15 protein-coding genes are annotated in these 19113 nt (G+C 69.2%); 11 read left to right on the top strand and 4 right to left on the bottom strand.

The genetic code is table 11. The features are described from left to right. Positions 1-186 precede the first annotated feature (186 nt). From AB0I41_RS16030 to AB0I41_RS16020, 3 genes are read left to right on the top strand one after another with little or no spacing between them, the layout of a single operon-like run. Positions 187-978, top strand: coding sequence for an ABC transporter permease (locus AB0I41_RS16030; RefSeq protein ID WP_357107378.1), 792 nt, complete (start codon positions 187-189; stop codon positions 976-978). After that, a complete protein-coding gene (locus tag AB0I41_RS16025; protein WP_357107375.1) occupies positions 971-1741 on the top strand; it encodes an ABC transporter permease in 771 nt (256 codons plus the stop codon). Before AB0I41_RS16030 ends, AB0I41_RS16025 begins: the two co-directional genes overlap by 8 nt. A gap of 20 nt (positions 1742-1761) precedes the next feature. Next, positions 1762-2805: an ABC transporter ATP-binding protein gene (locus AB0I41_RS16020; protein WP_357107372.1), complete on the top strand. Its 1044-nt coding sequence runs from the start codon at positions 1762-1764 to the stop codon at positions 2803-2805. 3 nt (positions 2806-2808) lie between these two features. Here the strand turns inward: AB0I41_RS16020 and AB0I41_RS16015 are convergent, their stop codons facing one another. Then, complete coding sequence (locus AB0I41_RS16015) at positions 2809-3495, bottom strand: TetR family transcriptional regulator (RefSeq protein ID WP_357107369.1); 687 nt, start codon at positions 3493-3495, stop codon at positions 2809-2811. A 119-nt stretch (positions 3496-3614) separates the two neighbouring features. Between AB0I41_RS16015 and AB0I41_RS16010 the strand changes: the two genes are divergently transcribed. The 3 genes from AB0I41_RS16010 to AB0I41_RS16000 are packed head-to-tail and all read left to right on the top strand — an operon-like array spanning position 3615 to position 7774. After that, complete coding sequence (locus tag AB0I41_RS16010; RefSeq protein ID WP_357107366.1) at positions 3615-4913, top strand: nucleotide disphospho-sugar-binding domain-containing protein; 1299 nt, start codon at positions 3615-3617, stop codon at positions 4911-4913. Further along, positions 4910-6358: an FAD-dependent oxidoreductase gene (locus AB0I41_RS16005; RefSeq protein WP_357107363.1), complete on the top strand. Its 1449-nt coding sequence runs from the start codon at positions 4910-4912 to the stop codon at positions 6356-6358. Before AB0I41_RS16010 ends, AB0I41_RS16005 begins: the two co-directional genes overlap by 4 nt. 9 nt (positions 6359-6367) lie before the next feature. Further along, the gene (locus tag AB0I41_RS16000) at positions 6368-7774 is read left to right on the top strand and encodes an aminobutyraldehyde dehydrogenase (protein ID WP_357107360.1); all 1407 of its coding nucleotides are present in this window, start codon (positions 6368-6370) and stop codon (positions 7772-7774) included. Positions 7775-7822: 48 nt separating this feature from the next. Here AB0I41_RS16000 and AB0I41_RS15995 read toward each other — a convergent pair whose 3' ends face one another. Both AB0I41_RS15995 and AB0I41_RS15990 read right to left on the bottom strand, forming a co-directional pair. Beyond that, positions 7823-9313 carry a CoA-acylating methylmalonate-semialdehyde dehydrogenase gene (locus AB0I41_RS15995; RefSeq protein WP_357107357.1) on the bottom strand — a complete coding sequence of 497 codons (1491 nt, stop codon included), beginning with the start codon at positions 9311-9313 and terminating at the stop codon, positions 7823-7825. Next, entirely contained in the window at positions 9310-10614 is a 1305-nt protein-coding gene (locus AB0I41_RS15990; RefSeq protein WP_357107355.1) for an aspartate aminotransferase family protein, read from the bottom strand. Before AB0I41_RS15990 ends, AB0I41_RS15995 begins: the two co-directional genes overlap by 4 nt. A gap of 128 nt (positions 10615-10742) precedes the next feature. Here AB0I41_RS15990 and AB0I41_RS15985 point away from each other — a divergent pair, with 128 nt between their 5' ends. From AB0I41_RS15985 to AB0I41_RS15965, 5 genes are all read left to right on the top strand, one after another. Next, positions 10743-12347 carry a PucR family transcriptional regulator ligand-binding domain-containing protein gene (locus tag AB0I41_RS15985; RefSeq protein WP_357107352.1) on the top strand — a complete coding sequence of 535 codons (1605 nt, stop codon included), beginning with the start codon at positions 10743-10745 and terminating at the stop codon, positions 12345-12347. Positions 12348-12585: 238 nt separating this feature from the next. After that, positions 12586-14145, top strand: a complete 1560-nt coding sequence (locus AB0I41_RS15980; RefSeq protein ID WP_357107349.1) for an NCS1 family nucleobase:cation symporter-1 — start codon at positions 12586-12588, stop codon at positions 14143-14145. After that, positions 14142-14984, top strand: coding sequence for a nitrilase-related carbon-nitrogen hydrolase (locus AB0I41_RS15975; RefSeq protein WP_357107346.1), 843 nt, complete (start codon positions 14142-14144; stop codon positions 14982-14984). Before AB0I41_RS15980 ends, AB0I41_RS15975 begins: the two co-directional genes overlap by 4 nt. A 67-nt stretch (positions 14985-15051) precedes the next feature. Further along, positions 15052-16455 carry a dihydropyrimidinase gene (hydA, locus tag AB0I41_RS15970; RefSeq protein ID WP_357107343.1) on the top strand — a complete coding sequence of 468 codons (1404 nt, stop codon included), beginning with the start codon at positions 15052-15054 and terminating at the stop codon, positions 16453-16455. Positions 16456-16468: 13 nt separating this feature from the next. Continuing rightward, the gene (locus AB0I41_RS15965; RefSeq protein ID WP_357107340.1) at positions 16469-17461 is read left to right on the top strand and encodes a TIGR03842 family LLM class F420-dependent oxidoreductase; all 993 of its coding nucleotides are present in this window, start codon (positions 16469-16471) and stop codon (positions 17459-17461) included. A 138-nt stretch (positions 17462-17599) separates the two neighbouring features. Here the strand turns inward: AB0I41_RS15965 and AB0I41_RS15960 are convergent, their stop codons facing one another. Then, positions 17600-18868 (bottom strand): Ig-like domain-containing protein, encoded by a 1269-nt coding sequence (locus AB0I41_RS15960; protein ID WP_357107337.1) that lies wholly within the window; start codon positions 18866-18868, stop codon positions 17600-17602. Positions 18869-19113: the final 245 nt, after the last annotated feature.

The following is a 19113-nucleotide window of genomic DNA, read 5'->3' as shown; positions in this document are numbered from 1 at the left end:
CTCAGCCAGGCGTCGGCCGTGGCGGGGGGGGGGCCGCGGGGGCGGGGCCGTGTTCCTCTACTTCCTCGGGTTCGAGCGCGCGGTGGGGGGGCGGGCGCGCGCCCCCCCCCCCCCGCCGCCCGACGGGAGCGAATCGTCGGGCGACTGGCCACCCTCGGGCCCGGGCTGGGCTACCTGATCGTCTTCATGGTCGTGCCGCTCGCGCTCGTGCTCAGCTACACGCTGTTCCACCGCGGCCGATTCGGCGGAATCGTCTACGAAGCCTCGACGGAGAACTTCACCCGGGTCGCCGACGGGCTCTACCTCGGCGTCATCTGGACCTCGGTGAAGCTGGCCGGGATCACGACGCTGCTGGCGCTGCTGCTCGGCTATCCGACCGCGTACCTCATCGCCCGGCTCCCCCGCACCTGGCGCACGGTCGCGCTCGTCCTCGTGGTCCTGCCGTTCTGGACCAACTTCCTCATCCGCACCTACGCGTGGATCATCCTGCTCAACGGCGAGGGCGTGATCAACCGGGCGCTGACCGGGATCGGAGTCGTCGACCGACCACTGGAACTGCTCTACACCCCCGGCGCCGTCGTCGGTGGCCTGCTCTACGCCTACCTTCCGCTGATGGTCCTGCCGCTGTACTCGGCGATCGAACGCCTCGACCCCCAACTCCGCGAAGCATCGGCGAACCTGGGCGCCCGCCCGGCCCGGACCTTCTGGTCAGTGACCCTGCCGCTCACCCTGCCCGGTGTGCTGACCGGCTGCGTCTTCGTGTTCGTTCCCAGCCTCGGCAACTTCGTCATCCCCGAACTGCTCGGCGGCGGCCGGACCGTGATGGTCGGCAACCTCATCCGCGACCAGTTCCTCAAGGCGCGGGACTGGCCGTTCGGGTCCACCCTGGCGCTCGTCGTGATCGCCCTGCTCGTACTGCTGCTCATGGCGCAGGCATGGGCGGCCCGCCGACTGGCCGGGGACACGAACCATGCGTAGATTCAGTTGGCTGTACGTTCCCGCGGGCCTGACGTACGCCTTTCTCTACCTGCCGATCGTGGTCCTCGTGATCATGTCCTTCAACGCCGCCGACACCCCGTACCGGTGGGGCGGGTTCGACACCGCCTGGTACGGGCGCCTGTTCGCCGACCGGGCGGTGCGCGAAGGTCTGATCAACACACTGCTTGTCGCGGCCGGCGCCACCGCGCTGTCGACGGTGCTCGGCACCCTGCTCGCCGTCGGCCTCGCCCGGTACACGAGGTCGAAGCTGCTCGACGCGATTGCGGTGGCACCCGCCGTGCTTCCCGACATCGTGCTCGCCATCGGCCTGCTCGCCTTCTACACCGCCGTTCAGTTCACGCTCGGCCTGCACTCGATCCTGCTGGCGCACACGGTGTTCGGCACGGCCTTCGTCGCGGCCGTGGTACGCACCCGGCTGGCCCACGTCGACGGGTCCCTGGAGGAAGCCTCCCGCGACCTGGGCGCCACGCCGCTGCAGACCTTCGTCCGGATCACGCTCCCGTCGCTCGCCCCGGGCATCATCGCCGGTGCGCTGCTGGCCTTCTCCCTGTCCATCGACGAGTTCGTCATCGCCTTCTTCACCGCCGGCCCGCAGGACCCGACGCTGCCCATCGTGATCTATTCGATGGTGCGCTTCGGCGTCACCCCCGAGATCAACGCCCTGGCCACGCTGCTGCTGGCGGTCAGCTTCACCTTCGTCATCGTGGCCCAGCGCCTGTCCCGTCTCACGGAGTCCCTGTGAGCCGAAACAATGGTGAACCAATGAGCGAACCCCTGGTCAGCATCCAGGCCGTCAGCCGGCGCTTCGGCGACATCCGCGCGCTGGAGCAGGTCAGTCTCGAGATCCGCCAGGGCGAGTTCTTCGCCCTGCTGGGCCCGAGCGGCTGCGGCAAGACCACCCTGCTGCGGATCCTCGCCGGCTTCGAACACCCGGACAGCGGGTCGGTGACCCTGGACGGCGCCGATCTGCTCGCCGTTGCCCCACACCGGCGACCGGTCAACCTGATGTTCCAGTCCTACGCGCTGTTTCCGCACATGAGCGTGGCCACGAACATCGCGTACGGGTTGGCGCGCGAGCGGGTGCCGAAGGGTGAGATCCGCGAGCGGGTGGACGAGGTCCTCGCCACCGTCGGCCTCACCGGCCTGGCCCGCCGCCGGCCGCACCAGCTCTCCGGCGGCCAGCGGCAGCGCGTCGCGCTGGCCAGGGCGATCGTGAAGCGGCCCCGGCTCCTGCTGCTCGACGAGCCCCTGTCCGCGTTGGACAAGAAGGTGCGCGCCGAGATGCAACTGGAGCTCAAGCGGTTGCAGCACGAGGTGGGCATCACCTTCGTGGTCGTCACCCACGACCAGGAGGAGGCGATGTCGCTGGCCGACCGGATCGCCGTGATGAGCGAGGGCCGGGTGCGTCAGGTCGATGCGCCGGTGCCCCTCTACGAGCGGCCCGCCGACCTGTTCGTGGCGGACTTCATCGGGGCCAACAACCTGATCACCGGCGTGGTCACTCCGGACGGTCTGCGGGTGCCCGACGTCGGCGTACTGCCCTGCCCCGCCCCTCCGGACGCCGTCGGGGCCACGGCGACCCTGGCGATCCGTCCCGAGCGGGTCCGGCTGGGTGCCGACGGCGGGTTGACCGGGGTCGTCCGCGACGTGACCTTCTTCGGCGGGACCACCCGGGTGGCGGTGGACGTGGCCGGGCTCGACCGGCCGCTGCTGGCCACGGTCGCCGGCGCGGCCGCCGTAGGGCTCGGCGACAAGACCCGGGTGGACTGGTCGGGCGGCGACGCCGTGCTGCTCGACCGGGCCTGACCGTCAGGCCCCGGGCCGTCCCGGCCGCGCCGGCGGGCGCGCTGTCGTGGCCTTCCGGGCGCGCGGCGGCTTTGCCGGCTCCTCGGGTACGTCCAGCGGGTTGCCGGTGACCAGCCGGGCGTACGACAGGATCAGCTCGACCGCCTCGGCGGCGTGCAGGGTCGGGTGCCGGGCGACGATCCGGTAGCCGTACGCATCCTCGAGCGCCACCAGGTTGCGGGCGATGGTCTGCGAGTCCGCCGCCAGGCTGAACACGCCCTGGGCCGCGCCGAGTTCGAGAATCGTCTGGTACATGGAGACCTGCCGGTCGTAAAGCGTGGTCAGCAGGGCGGCGTAGACCCGGTTGCGGCCGGCCGCTCCGCCGAGTTCGCAGAGCAGGCGCACATCGAAGTCCTCGGCGTCCGTGGGTAGTCCGGAGCGGATGGTCACCACCAGTTTCCGTACCGGGTCGGTGAGGTCGGCGATCTTCTTCACCCGCAGCTCGTAGAAACGCTCCATGCCGGCGTGGTGCGCTTCCAGCAGCAGGTCCCGCAGGTCGGGATAGTGGTAGAGGACCGCGCCGGAGGTGAGGCCCGCCTGTTCGGCCACCTGGTTGAGCAGCACCGTGTCGGTCCCGTGCTGGATCATGGCTCGGCGCGCGGCCTCGATGAGGTCCTGTCGGCGCTCGGCGCGGGACTTGCGGGTTCTCATAAGGCACCGATCCGAAGTAATACGTCAACACTCTCCCCAACACCATAGTGCCTGCGTATTGACTGCCGAGCGAGGACCTTGTTGAATTTCGATTCAACAGCCACCCCCCAGGAGATGCGATGTCTCAGCTGACGGTCCTGTTCATGCCCGAGAGCGCGTACGGCCCCACGAACAACTGCATCGGTATCGGCGACGTGCTGCGCCGACGCGGGCACCACGTGGTGTTCGCGGCCGAGGCGTCGTGGCGAGGCAAGCTGACCGCGCTGGGCTTCGAGGAGGACCTCGTCGACCTCGCCCCACCAGCGGAGAACGGCGAGGAACAGGACGCTGGCCAGTTCTGGAAGGACTTCATCCGCGACACCGCGCCCGAGTTCCGGAAGCCGACGATCGAGCAGCTCGAGACCTGGGTCAAGCCGGTGTGGCTCGAGCTCATCAACGGCGCCAAGTACTGCCAGCCCAGGCTGCTGGAGATCATCGACCGGGTACGGCCGGACGTCATCGTCGAGGACAACGTGGTCGCGTTCCCGGCGCTCAACACCGCCGGGGTTCCCTTCGTGCGGATCGTCTCGTGCAACCCGCTGGAGATGAAGGGCGAGGACATCGCCCCCGTCTTCTCCGGATACCCGGCCGCCGACCGGTCGGGGTGGGCGGCGTTCCGGGCCGAGTACGACCGCGTCCACCGCCCGGTGTGGGAGGAGTTCGACGCCTGGGTGCGGGAGCAGGGCGCACCGGGCCTGCCCGACCTCGAGTTCATCCACGAGGGCGACCTCAACCTCTACGTCTACCCGGGCATCGCCGACTACACCGACGCCCGACCGCTGGGCCCGACCTGGCAGCGACTTGAGTCGTCGGTCCGCGAAACCGACGAGGAGTTCACCCTGCCGGCGGAGCTCACCGACCGGGACGGGGCGCTGATCTACTTCAGCCTCGGCTCGCTCGGCTCCGCCGACGTCGAACTGATGCGGCGGGTCATCGACGCGCTGGCCAAGACGCCGCACCGCTACATCGTCTCCAAGGGCCCGCTGCACGCCGAGATCGAGCTCGCGGACAACATGTGGGGTGCGGAGTTCCTGCCGCAGACGAAGATCCTCCCGCTGGCCGACCTGGTCATCACACATGGCGGCAACAACACCACGACCGAGGCGTTCCACTTCGGAAAGCCGATGATCGTGCTGCCGCTGTTCTGGGACCAGTACGACAACGCGCAGCGGGTCGTCGAGCTGGGCTTCGGGGCACGCCTCGACCCGTACCGCTTCAGCGACGAACAGCTGCACGGGGCGATCGAGCGCCTGCTGGCCGACGAGGACCTGCGCAGCCGACTGGCGGCGCACAGCTCGGCAATCCGGGCCGTCGACGGCCTGCGGCAGGCCGCCGACGCGATCGAGCAGCTGGCCCGCGCGGCCGGGACCCGTCGTTGACGAACCGGTACGCCCCACCGGCCCGGAACGGCTCGGCCTCCGCGGCGCGGGCCAGGGCGCGGGAGGCGATCGCCGACGCGGCACCGACGACCTTCTGGACCGACCGTCCGGACCGACCGCAACCACGGCCGCGGCTGACCGGCACCCGCACCGCCGACCTCGTGGTGATCGGCGGCGGGTTCACCGGCCTGTGGGCAGCCATCCTGGCCAAGCAGGACAACCCTGCCGCCGACGTCGTGCTGGTGGAGGCCGAGCGGATCGCCTTCGGCGCCTCCGGGCGCAACGGCGGCTTCGTCGCCGACTCGCTCACCCACGGCCTGTCCCACGGCATGGCGCGGTGGCCCGCCGAGATCGAGTCACTCGTCCGCCTCGGCCGGGAGAACCTCGCCGCGATCGCCGGGACCGTGCAGCGGTTCGGCATCGACGCGGGCCTCCGACTGTGCGGCAAGACGACCGCGGCGGTAGCCCCCCACCAGGTGGCCGAGCTCGCCACGCTGGCCGAACTGCACCGGGCGTACGGCGACGACGTGACGCTGCTGGACGCCGAACAGGTACGCGCCGACGTGGCATCACCCACCTACCTCGCGGGCTTACGGCTGCGCGGCGCCGGCGGCCTGGTCGACCCCGCCCGGCTGTCCTGGGGGCTGGCGAGGGTCGCCGAGTCGCTCGGCGTGACGATCCACGAGGACACCAGGGTCACCGGCTTCGACCGGTCCCGCCACGGGGTCGTGGTGCGTACGACCGACGGACGAATCGGCGGTCACCAGGTGGTCATCGGGACCAACGCCTATCCCCCGCCACTGCGGCGATTGCGGCACTGGATCCTGCCGGTCTACGACTACGTCCTCGTCACCGAACCGCTCAGCGACGCGCAGCGGACGCAGCTGCGGTGGCCGGAGGCGCAGGGCATCACCGACGCCGGTAACCAGTTCCACTACTACCGCCTCACCGACGACAACCGGATCCTGTTCGGTGGCTACGACGCCATCTACCGGTTCGGCAACCGGGTGGACCCGGCCCTCGATCAGCGAGACGCCACTCACCGCCTGCTTGCCGAGCACTTCGCGGAGACCTTCCCCCAACTCGACGGGGTCCGGTTCACCCACCGCTGGGGCGGGGTGATCGACTCCACCACCCGGTTCACCCCGATGTTCGGCACCACGCGGGACCGGCGGATCGCCTACGCCGTCGGTTACACCGGACTCGGCGTGGCCGCGTCCCGCTTCGGCGCGCAGGTGGCGCTGGACCTGCTGGCCGGACGGGAAACCGAAGGGACCCGGCTGCAGATGGTACGGCGGCGGCCGGTGCCGTTCCCGCCTGAGCCGCTGCGGTACCCGGTGGTGGAAATGACCCGCCGCGCGCTCGCCGCGGCGGACTCGCGCGACGGGCGCCGGGGGCCGTGGCTGCGGCTCCTGGACCGATTCGGTGTCGGTTTCAACAGCTGAGGAGCGATCGTGGCCATCCTGACCAATCCCGCGACCGGCGCCGTCATCGGCGAGATCGCGGACACAGACACCGCAGAAGTCGCGAAACGGGTGGCCAAGGCGCGGGCCGCCTTCGAACAGTGGCGGGAAGCCACCCCGGCTCAACGGTCGCGCGTCCTGTTGCGCCTGGCTGATCTCGTCGAACGGGACGCTGAGGAACTCACCCGCCTGGAAGTCGAGGAGACCGGGAAACCGACGTCGGTCATGCGCGACGGCGAGTTGCCGTTCGGCGTGGACAACCTGCGGTTCTTCGCCGGCGCGGCGCGCTCGCTGGACGGGACGGGCGCGGGCACGCTCTCCGCCGGCTACACGTCGCTACTGGTACGCCGGCCCATCGGTGTCGTCGGCGCGATCGCGCCCTGGAACTTCCCACTGATCATGGCCATCTGGAAGATCGGTCCGGCCGTGGCGGCCGGCAACGCGGTGGTCGTCAAGCCCGCGCCGCAGACACCCCGCACCACCCTGGCGTTGGCTCGACTGATGGCGGAAGCGGGGGCGCCGACGGGTCTGGTCCAGGTCGTCACCGGTGGCGCCGACGTGGGGACGGCCCTGGTCGCAGATCCGGGCGTGGACATGGTCAGCGTCACCGGATCGACCCGGACCGGGCGGGAGGTGATGCGCGGCGCGGTGGCCGGGCTCAAGCGGGTGCACCTCGAGCTCGGCGGGAAGGCGCCGGCGATCGTCTTCGACGACGCGGACCTGTCCGAGATGGCGCTCGGCGTGGCGATGGGCGCGACGTACAACACCGGCCAGGACTGCACCGCCGCCACCCGGGTCTACGTCCAGCGGTCTGTCTACCAGGACGCGGTCGGCGCGCTCGAGGCCGCGCTGGCGAAGGTGCGCACCGGCGACCCCTGGTCGACCGAGACCGACATCGGCCCCCTCATCTCGGCCGACCACCGAGTCCGGGTGACTGATTTCGTGGCCCGCGCGGCAGCCGAGGGTGCCACCGTCGCGGTCGGCGGTTCGCCTGCGGACGGGCCCGGCTTCTTCTTCCCTCCCACGCTGGTCGTCGGCGCCGGGCAACGCAGCGAGATCGTGCAGGGGGAGGTGTTCGGACCAGTGGTCGTGGTACTCGCCTTCGACGACGAGGACGACGCGGTGCGGCTGGCCAACGACAGCCAGTACGGTCTGGCCTCGTCGGTCTGGACCCGTGACGTCTCACGGGCCCTGCGGGTCAGCCACCGGCTCGACGTCGGCGTCACCTGGATCAACGACCACCTGCCGATCGCATCCGAGGCACCGCACGGCGGCGTGAAGGGCTCCGGCTTCGGCAAGGACATGAGCCAGGAGGCGGTCGCGGAGTACTCGGTCACCCGGCACCTCATGATCAAGCACACGGCGCCCGCCGGCCGCGACTCCTTCCGGCCAGCCTGACCGCGGAAGGTGCTTGCCTTCCCCGCGGCGCACAGCCGGTTCCGATGCTCAGCTGTTCTGTGGGAAGCCGAGGTTCACTCCACCGTGGGACGGGTCGAGCCACCGGCTGGTGACCACCTTGGACCTGACATAGAAGCTCACCCCCTCCGGCCCGTACGCGTGAGCGTCACCGAACAGTGAGTCCTTCCAGCCCCCGAAGGAGTAGTACGACACCGGGACCGGGATCGCGACGTTCACCCCGACCATGCCAATCTCGATCTCATTCTGGTACCGGCGGGCTGCGCCGCCGTCGTTGGTGAAGATGGCGGTCCCGTTGCCGTACCGGTTGGCGTTGACCAGTTCGACGGCGTCGTCGTAGCCGGGCACCCGCAGTACCGAGAGCACCGGTCCGAAGATTTCGTCGGTGTATATGGACATGTCCGTTTCGACGTGGTCGAAGAGGGTCGGCCCGAGCCAGAATCCGGATTGTTCACCGTCGATCGCGTGGCTCCGCCCGTCGACCACCAGCTGCGCCCCCGCCGACCGACCGGCATCGAGATAGGACACCACCCGGTCGCGGTGAGCGCCGGTGACCAGCGGCCCCATCTCGCAGCCCGGGCGCCGCCCGTCGCCGACATGTAGTGCGCCGATCCGCTCCCTGAGTTTGCCGACCAGCTCGTCACCGACCGGGTCGACGGCCACCACGACGGAGATGGCCATGCAGCGCTCGCCGGCCGATCCGAAGCCGGCCGAGACGGCCGCGTCCGCGGCGAGGTCGAGATCGGCGTCGGGGAGTACGACCATGTGGTTCTTCGCGCCGCCGAGCGCCTGCACCCGCTTACCGTTACGGGTACCCGTCTCGTAGACGTACCGGGCGATCGGGGTGGAGCCGACGAACGAGATCGCCTTGACCTCCGGATGCTCGAGAATCCGGTCGACCGCCTCCTTGTCGCCGTGCACGACGTTGAGGACGCCGTCCGGCAGCCCGGCCTCCGCGAACAGCTCCGCCAGGAAGTTCGACGCGGACGGGTCCTTCTCGCTCGGCTTGAGCACCACGGTGTTGCCGCACGCGATCGCGTTCGGCACGAACCACAGCGGCACCATGGCCGGAAAGTTGAACGGAGAGATCACCCCGACCACGCCGAGCGGCTGCCGAATGGAGTACACGTCCACCTGGGTCGAGGCGTTCTCGCTGAACCCGCCCTTGAGCAGTGGTGGGATGCCGCAGGCGAACTCGACCGCCTCCAGCGCGCGCTGGATCTCCCCCGCCGCGTCGGAGAGCACCTTGCCGTGCTCGGCGGTGATGATCTCGGCGAGGTCGGACTTACGGGCGTTGAGCAGTTCCCGGAAGGAGAACATCACTCTCGTGCGTTGCGCGAGGGATACGGTACGCCATCGGGAGAACGCCTCGCGGGCTGCGGTGACCGCCTCGTCGACGACCGAGGCGGTCGCGAAGTCGACCTGTCCGGAGACCTGTCCGGTGGCGGGGTCGTAGATGTCACCGGTGCGCCCGGAGACGCCGTTCCATGGCTTGCCGCCGATCCAGTGCGTGGTCCTCATCCCTGCTGCACCTCCTTGGCCACGGCCTCGATCGACTGGGTGAGGATCTCGAGGGCCTCCTCCGCCTCGGCCTGGGTCAGCGTCATCGGCGGCGCCAGGCGGATGACGTTGCCGTACAGGCCGCCCTTGCCGACGAGCAATCCACGTTCCCGCGTCTCCTCGAGCATGGCGACGGCGGCGGCCGGGTCGGGCGCGCCGTCGGGTCCGACGAACTCCAGCGCGATCATCAGGCCCTTTCCGCGGACGTCACCGACCACGGAATGCGCCGCGGCGACCGCGCGCAGCCCGTCGAGCAGGCGGCTGCCCAGCTTCGCGGCGTTGGCCTGGAGGTCGTGCTCCAACAGATAGTTCAGGGAGGCGAGAGCGCCGGTGGTGGCGACCGGGTTGCCACCGAAGGTGGAGATCGAGTTGGCCCGCAGGCAGTCCATGAGATCGGCACGGGCGACCACGCCGCCGATCGCGAGACCGTTGCCCAGACCCTTCGCGAAGGTGATCGCGTCGGGGACCACGCCGTGCGCCTGGATTCCCCAGAAGTGCTCGCCGGTGCGGCCCCAGCCGGTCTGCACCTCGTCGGATACGAGCAGGATCCCGTACTCGTCGAGCACCTTCTTGAACTCGCCGAACAGCCCGTTCGGCGGCGTGGCGAAGCCACCGACCCCTTGGATCGGCTCAACGATCATGCACGCGACGTCTCCCGCCGTCGTCGTTTCGATGACCTCGCGCAGGTCGGCGACGCAGGCCTTGATGTAGTCCGCGTCGGACAGGTCCCGGAACGGGCTGCGGTAGCGGTAGCCGCCCTGCACCCAGCTCACCTTGATCGGGCTGAGCGCGCTCGCCGACCAGCCGCGGATGCCGGTGACCGCGACGGTGGCGAATGCCCGGCCGTGGTAGGAGTTGCGCAGGGCGAGCACCTGCTCGCTGCGGCGGTACTGGGTGGCGAGCATCAGGGCGCTCTCGTTCGCCTCGGTGCCCGAGTTGGTGAAGAACACCTTGGCGTCCGGGATGCCGGACACTTCCGCGATCTTTTCCGCGAGCTCGACCTGCGACGCGATCAGGTACAGCGTGGAGGAGTGCAGCACGCCGGTGTCGAGCTGCGAGCGGACCGCGTCGCTGATCTCGGCCACGTCGTAGCCGATCGCGTTGGTCAGGATGCCGGCGAAGAAGTCGAGGTACGTCCGTCCCTCGCGATCGGTCACCCGGCGACCGTGCGCGCTGGCGATCTCGATCGGCTGCTCGTAGTACAGCGCCAGCCAGTTCGGCATCACGGATCGGTGTCTGGCCAGCAGCTCCCGGTGCGCCATCGCGTCCTCCTTCGTCCCTAGGGCGAGTGTGGCCGCATTCGTTCTCCAACCGCTATGCACAACCTGTACCGCTCTGCGGGCAAGGCCATTACGTTGTGTGCAGTCCCGCCAGTAGGAAGCAGGCCGCGATGTATCCCTCCGTCGCAGAAGCCATCGCACTGCCGGTGATCAAGCGCGCCAAGCCGCAGGTGGTGGCCGGGTCGGCCGGCATGCAGGGCCGGGTCCGCTGGGTCCACGTGGCGGAGGTCGCCGACATCGCGCACCTGCTGCGCGGCGGAGAACTGGTGCTGACCACCGGAATCGCGCTGCCGGACGAGGCGGCGGCGCTCACGAGGTACGTGGACGACCTGGCCGCGGTCCGCTCGGCGGGACTGGTGATCGAGTTGGTCCGGCGGTGGAACGACCACCTACCGGAGGCGCTCGTGGCAGCGGCCGACCGGCATCGGCTCCCACTGATCACGCTCGCCGAGGAGACGCGGTTCGTGTCCGTCACCGAGGCGGTGGTGGCGCTGATCGTCGACGCGCAGCTCGCCGAGCTGCGGGCTGCCGAGCAGGTGCACGAGGCGTTCACGTCGCTGACCGTGGCCGGGGCGGAGCCGGCCGAGGTGCTGCGCGAGGTGGCCAGGATTTCCGGACTGCCGGTGGTGCTGGAGACGCTGGGGCACGATGTGCTCGCGTACGACGCGGCCGGGCAGGATCCCGCCGAGCTGCTGGCCGACTGGGCTCAGCGGTCCCGGTCCGTGGCCGTGCCCGAGCGGACCGCCCACGACGAGGAGGCCGGCTGGTTGGTCACGATGGTCGGCGCGCAGGGCGCCGACTGGGGGCGCCTGGTGCTGCTCTCGCCGGATCCTCCGCCGCATCGGCACGTGGTGGTTGCCGAGCGGGCCGCGTCGGCGCTGGCCGTGCATCGGCTCGTGGCGCGTGATCGGGAGAGTCTGGAGCGGCAGACGCACCGCATGTTGCTCGCGCAACTACTCGGTCAGGCAGTACCGCCCCCGGATCTGGCCGCCCGGGCGGCCGCGCTGGGCGTCGGCCTCGATCGGCGGCAGCTGGTCGGGGTGGCGATCCGGCCCGCGACCGTCACGCCACGCGCCCCCGCACTGGCCAACCAGGAGGTGTTGCGCGACCTCGCGGAGGCCACCGCGCTGGCCGCGCGGCGGGTGGCCGTGCCAGCCCTGGTGGGCGTCGTGGACGACACGAGCGTGCGCGCTCTGTTGTCGCTGCCCGCGCAGGCCGGGGTCGACCCGGTACTGCGCCGGTTGGCCAGAGAGGTGCACCGCTCGGCGGCGGGCCCGGTGCTGGTGGCGGTCGGTACCACCGTGTCACACGTCGCCGAGGTTCGCCGCAGCCTGGGCGAGGCCGCCCACGTGGCGGGGGCGGCCCTCCGCTCCCCCGGCACGCAGCTCTACCACAAGCTGGAGAATGTGCGCCTGCGCGGCCTCCTGCATCTGCTGCGGGAGGACGAGCGGGTCCGGGCGTTCGCGGACCGCGAGCTGGGTCCGCTGTTGGCCCGGGACGCCAACCAGCGCAGCCGGCTCGTGGAGCTGCTGCGCTGCTTCTGCGAGCTGGGTGGGAACAAGTCGGCGGCTGCCGCCGCCGCACACCTGTCGCGGACGGCGTACTACCAGCAGCTGGCGCGGATCGCGCAGGTGCTCGGGGTGTCGCTGGAGGACCCGGAGTCGATGCTGTCGCTGTACGTCGCGCTTCTGGTGCACGAACTCGACGAAGCGTGACGGGCCAACGACCAGCAGGAGGCGCGAATCCATCCACCGCGGCGATTGACAGATCTGGTGCGGGCATGCCGTGGACAGAGTGTGCGCCGACCATGGCAAGCGTGGACACTTTGCCGCTGCCCGTGGCCGGTCCGGGACACCCACCATTCCCAGATAAAGATCGCGCCGAACGGCCCACCAGGAGCGCGTGAGCCGGCTGGTCGGCCAGTGTCGCAAGAGCGTGACAGGGAGGTGACCGATGGCCGTTGAACCCCTGCCCCCCGCCGAAACCACCGCGGTCGAGCCGGGCACACAGATCACCCATCCGGATGGCCGCGTCGAGTTGCGTGACTTCTCCACGATCGCCGACAGCCCTTACTTCAACGAAGAGCTCGCCCCGGTGCCCATCGAGAAGCGCACCTGGAACACGTACAACTTCGCGGCGCTGTGGGTCGGCATGGCGCACAACATCCCCAGCTATCTCCTCGCCGCCGGGCTCATCCAGCTCGGCATGAACTGGGTGCAGGCGTTCCTCACGATCACGCTGGGCAATCTGCTCGTCCTGATCCCGATGCTGTTGAACAGCCACGCGGGCACGAAGTACGGCATCCCGTTCCCGGTCTTCGCCCGCGCGTTCTACGGAGTCCGCGGCGCCAACCTCGCGGCCCTGCTCCGCGCCTTCATCGCCTGCGGCTGGTTCGGCATCCAGACCTGGATCGGCGGCGAGGCGATCTACGCGATCACCGGCAAGCTGCTGGGCTCCTGGTGGGTCGACGCGGCGAGGGTCATGGACTACCCGTGGACGCTGTGGGCGTCGTTCTTCCTGTTCTGGGCCATCGAGATGGCGATCATCTGGCGGGGCATGGACACGCTGCGGCGCTTCGAGAACTGGGCGGCGCCCTTCGTCATCGTGGTCGCCGTCGCCCTGCTGATCTGGGTCATGGTCGAGGCGGGCGGGCTCGGCCCGATCCTGTCCGAGCCGTCGAAGCTGGGTTGGGGCGTCGACTTCTGGAAGCTGTTCGCGCCGTCGCTGATGGCGATGATCGCGTTCTGGGCGACGCTCTCGCTGAACATCCCCGACTTCACCCGGTTCGGCGGCAGCCAGCGGCAGCAGGCGTACGGCCAGATCCTCGGTCTACCCACGACAATGTCGTTCTTCGCCCTCCTGTCGATCATGATCACCTCGGGCACGGCCGTGATCTACGGCGAAGCGATATGGGACCCCATCCAGCTCGCGGCCAAGTTCGAGAACCCGCTGGTCGTCGCACTCGGCCTGTTCACGGTCGTGGTCGCGACGCTGTCGGTGAACGTCGCCGCGAACACGGTCAGCCCGGCGTACGACTTCTCCAACGCCGCGCCCCGACTGATCAGCTTCCGGACCGGGGGCCTGATAACCGGCGTGCTCGGCATTCTGATCCAGCCGTGGCGCCTGGTGCAGGACCCCAACATCTACATCTTCGTCTGGCTCGGGTTCTACGGCGGCCTGCTCGGCGCCGTCGCCGGCGTGCTCACCGCCGGATACTGGGTCCGCAACCGCACCCGCCTCCAGTTGCCCGCCCTCTACCGCCCCGAGGGCCGGTACTGGTTCTCCGGCGGCTGGAACTGGGCCGCCATCGTCGCCACCGTCGTCGGCGCGGTCCTCGCCGTCGGCGGCGCGTACTCGGCGCCCGGCAAGGGGCCGTTCCCCGAGGACGGGCTCATCCCGTTCCTCAAGCCGCTCTACGACTACAGCTGGGCGGTCGGTCTCGTCGGCGCGTTCCTCGTCTACCTGGCGCTGTCGCTACCGCGCACCGCCGACGCCAAGGAGGAGAAGAGATGAGCAACATCATCCGAGCCGGGCTGGTGCAGCAGAAGTGGACCGGCGACAAGGAGTCGATGATCGCCAACGCGGTGGAGGCCATCCGAAGCGCCGCGTCCCAGGGCGCACAGGTCGTCTGCCTGCAGGAGTTGTTCTACGGCCCGTACTTCTGCCAGATCCAGGACGCCGACTACTACTCGTACACGGAGGCGATCCCGGACGGGCCGACGACGGCGCTGATGCGCGAGGTCGCCGAGCAGCACGGCGTGGTCCTGATCGTGCCGATGTACGAGCAGGAGCAGCCGGGCGTCTACTACAACGCCGCCGCGGTGATCGACGCCGACGGCACCTACCTCGGTAAGCACCGCAAGAACCACATCCCGCAGGTGAAGGGGTTCTGGGAGAAGTTCTACTTCAGGCCGGGGAATCTCGGCTATCCGGTGTTCGACACCGCGGTGGGGCGCATCGGCGTCTACATCTGCTACGAGCGGCACTTCCCGGAAGGCTGGCGGGCACTCGGGCTGGCCGGTGCGAAGATCGTCTTCAACCCCTCCGCCACCAGCCGCGGTCTGTCCGAGTATCTCTGGCGGCTGGAGCAGCCCGCCGCCGCCGTCGCGAACGAGTACTACGTCGGCGCGATCAACCGGGTCGGCGTGGAGCCGTTGGGCGACAACGACTTCTACGGCCAGTCCTACTTCGTCGACCCACGGGGGCAACTGGTCGGCGAGGCGGCGTCGGACACCGACGAGGAGATCGTCGTCCGCGACCTTGACATGGACAAGCTGGCCGAGGTCCGCGACCTGTGGGCGTTCTACCGCGACCGCCGGCCCGACACCTACGAATCGCTGGTGACGCCGTGAGCGAGCGAACCATCAAGCACTGCGTCGTTGTGCCTCATGACGGCGGCGAGCGCAGCGAGGTGCCGGCATGAGCATCGTCATCCGCAACGGAACAGTCGTCAACGCGACCGGGGCGTACCCGGCGGACGTGCTGGTGGAGGGCGAGCGGATCGCCGCGCTCGCCGCACCGGACTCCGGCCTGGCGCAGCAGTGGGCGTCCGGCGCCGAGCGCGTGATCGACGCCGCCGGGAAGTACGTGGTGCCGGGCGGCATCGACGGCCACACCCACATGGAGATGCCGTTCGGCGGCACGTTCTCAGCGGACACCTTCGAAAGCGGGACCATCGCGGCAGCCTGGGGTGGCACCACTACGATCATCGACTTCGCGGTGCAGGCAAAAGGGACGTCCCTGCTGTCGGCGCTGGACAAATGGCACAGCAAGGCCGACGGCAACTGCGCGATCGACTTCGGGTTCCACATGATCGTGTCTGACGTCAACGACACGTCACTGAAGGAAATGGAGTCGTGCATCGACGCGGGCGTCAACACGTTCAAGATGTTCATGGCCTATCCGGGTGTCTTCTACGCCACGGACGGGGAAATCCTGCGGGCGATGCAGAAGGCCCGGGACACCGGGTCGATGATCATGATGCACGCGGAGAACGGCATCGCCATCGATCAACTCGTCGCGCAGGCACTCGCGAGCCAGCGCACGGACCCTGTGCAGCACGGGCTGACCCGGCCACCCGAGTTGGAGGGCGAGGCCACCTCCCGGGCGATCGCCCTGGCGAAGGTCACCGGCTCGCCGCTGTACATCGTGCACCTGTCCGCCGCGCACGCCCTCGACGCGGTCACCCAGGCCCGCGACACCGGGCAGAACGTGTTCGCGGAGACCTGCCCGCAGTACCTGTTCCTGTCCTTGGACGATCTGGCCAAGCCGGACTTCGAGGGCGCGAAATACGTCGCCTCTCCCCCGTTGCGCCCGAAGGAGCACCAGGCGGAACTGTGGCGGGGCCTGCGCACCAACGACCTGTCGCTGGTGTCCACCGACCACTGCCCGTTCTGCTTCAAGGACCAGAAGGTGCTGGGCCGGGGAGACTTCTCCAAGATCCCGAATGGGATGCCCGGCGTCGAGCACCGGATGGACCTGCTCTATCAAGGTGTCGTCAAGGGCGAGATCACCCTTCCACGCTGGGTGGAGATCAGCTCGACCACGCCCGCCAGGATGTTCGGCCTCTACCCGCGCAAGGGCGTCATCGCGCCCGGCGCGGACGCGGACATCACGGTGTACGACCCGACGGCGCAGCAGACCATCTCTGCCAGCACCCACCACATGAACGTGGACTATTCGGCGTACGAGGGCATGGAGCTGACCGGGAAGGTCTCCACCGTGCTCTCCCGTGGTCGGGTCATCGTCGACGACAACGCCTTCCACGGCGCGGCCGGACACGGCACGTTCCTGAAGCGCGATCTCAGTCAATACCTGGTCTGACCAAGGAGAAGCCGTGGACTTCGGTGTCGTACTTCAGACCGACCCGCCCGCTCGCGACGTCGTGGCGGGCCTCACCGCTGCCGAGGACAACGGGTTCCGCTACGGGTGGACGTTCGACTCCTGCGTGCTGTGGCAGGAGCCGTTCGTCATCTACTCGCAGGTCCTCGCCGCGACCAGGCACCTGATCGTCGGGCCGATGGTGACCAACCCGAGCACCCGCGACTGGTCGGTCACGGCGTCGCTCTTCGCCACGCTCAACGACATGTTCGGCAACCGCACGGTGTGCGGGATCGGCCGTGGCGACTCGGCCCGCCGGGTCATCGGCCAACCGCCGGCGAGCCTGGCCACGCTGAAAGAGGCCATGCACGTGATCAAGGAGCTGGCCGAAGGCAACGAGGTCGAACACCACGGCACGCCGGTGCGCATCCCATGGGTGCGTGACGGCAAGCTGGAGATCTGGATGGCCGCGTACGGCCCGAAAGCGCTGCGGCTCGTCGGCGAACAGGCCGACGGCTTCATCCTGCAGACGGCCGATCCCGACATCGCCCGATGGACGATCGGCTCGGTACGTGACGCGGCCACCGCCGCAGGCCGAGATCCGGACTCGATCACGATGTGCGTGGCCGCACCCGCCTATGTGGGCGCGAACCTGGCGCACCAACGGGATCAGCTGCGCTGGTTCGGCGGCATGGTGGGCAACCACGTGGCCGACCTGGTCGCCCGCTACGGCGACTCAGGGGTGGTGCCGAAGGCGCTGACCGACTACATCAAGGGCCGGGCGGGCTACAACTACGCACACCACGGTCGCGCCGGCAATCCGTCCACGGACTTTGTGCCGGATGAGATCGTCGACCGGTTCTGTCTGCTCGGACCCGAGTCGGCACACATCGACCGGCTCCAGGAGCTCAAGGAGATCGGGGTCCACAACTTCGCCCTCTACCTCATGCATGACGAGAAGGAGAAGACCCTCTCCTCGTACGGAAAGGGCGTGATCACGCACGTCTGATTCCGGCGCGCCAGGTAGGCCACAGTCAACGCAACGGAACCGCTGGCCTGAGCGGGTGCCGCAAAACCGAGTGCCGCGACGACACGACGGGACCGGCCCGTTCGGGTGGCGGGCCGGTCCCTGTCACGTACGCCCGGATCAGCCGCCGCGGACGGACGGGGTCGGCACCGGCGAGCCACCCGCCACCGCGCCCGGGTCCGGCGTGTGGGTCGGGGTCGGTCGGAGCCCGGGCGGCACCGGCAGCGCACTGCCCTTGACGAACTCGTCCCAGCTGACGTTCCAGGCCGTCCAGCCGTTGCCCTCGGTCAACTCGACCTCGGTGCCCTTGACGGTGACCAGGTCGCCGACCTGCGTGACGCCCATCAGCCAGTCGGCGGCGGCGGCGGAGACGTTGGTGCAGCCGTGGGAGACGTTGGTGTTGCCCTGGTCCCCTTCGGACCACGGTGCCCCGTGGATGAACTCACCGCCTTGGGTCAGCCGCTGGGCGTCCTCGACATCGACGACGTAGCCGCCGTTCGGGTCGCCCCGGGTGTCGAACGTCGCGTACTGGTGCTGTTCCATGATCACCATCTTGCCGCTGGAGGTCGGCGTGCTCGGTTTGCCGAGGCTGACCGGAATCTTGCGGAGGAGCTTTCCGTCGCGCATCACCGACATCTGCTTGCTGGCGTTGTCGATCTCCAGGGACACCTGGCGACCGATCCTGGAGGTGGCGCTCCGGTCGGCGTCACCGACCTGGTCCTTGCCGATCGGCAGCCCCTCCAGGCCGGTCCGGACGCTGATCGTGGTGCCAGGTCGCCAGAAATCGGGGGCCCGATAATAGATCTGACTGCCGTCGTCCAGCCAGGACCACGTGCCCGGTTGCGGGGGGTTTGTCTTCACGAACAACCGGCGCTGCACATCCGCTCTGGCCTCTTTCGGAATGGGTGGGTCGAATGCAACCGTCACCGGCATGGCCGTCCCATACGTCTGGTTGCCGGCGAAATACAACGTACTGGTGATCGCCGGTTTCGACGATTTCGGCGTGGTGGTGAAGGTGGTCTTCCGGGTGGTCTTCGCCCCCTTGTCGCCAGTCGCGGTCACCTCGGCGGTGTAGGTCCGTTCGGGCTGCAACGGTGCGCTCGGAACCCAGGCCGACGTGTCCTCTCGGGGCTCCGCCTTGACCTCGGCGCCCTTGTCGTCGGTGATCCGCACAGCCGTGATCCGACCGCCGGTGACCCGAGTACCGACCTCGGCGCTGACCGGCACGTCCCGCGACTTGTCGCCGGGCGTCACCGTCAGTTCCGGCGGCCCCACCCTTCCCTCGGCATGCCGGGCGCCCGGCATGCGGTCCGCGGTGCACCCGCCGAGGGCCAACGGTGTGGTCGCGATGGCCACCGACCACAGCGTCAATCGCCGTCTCAGCTCCATGGTGTCCCCCTTTCATGGCTTTCCCTCCGCCACATTCTCCCCACCGCGCGGAGGTCTGCGCGCAATTTCGACAGATTCGGGAAACGCGCTTCATGGGCGACCTTTATTCCGTGGTTCGCCCATTGGCCGGAATAGACTCACCATTTTCGTCCGTGCCCGTTTGGACGGAAGAAGTAACAGGAGACCTCCCCGGTCCGGTGTGACCCGGCTGCGCCTGATGCCCGGTTCGACACAGCGGGCGAGTC

The sequence above is a fragment of the Micromonospora sp. NPDC050200 genome, assembly GCF_040656135.1.
GTDB lineage: Bacteria > Actinomycetota > Actinomycetes > Mycobacteriales > Micromonosporaceae > Micromonospora.
This window is presented reverse-complemented; position numbering and strand designations above follow the sequence as displayed.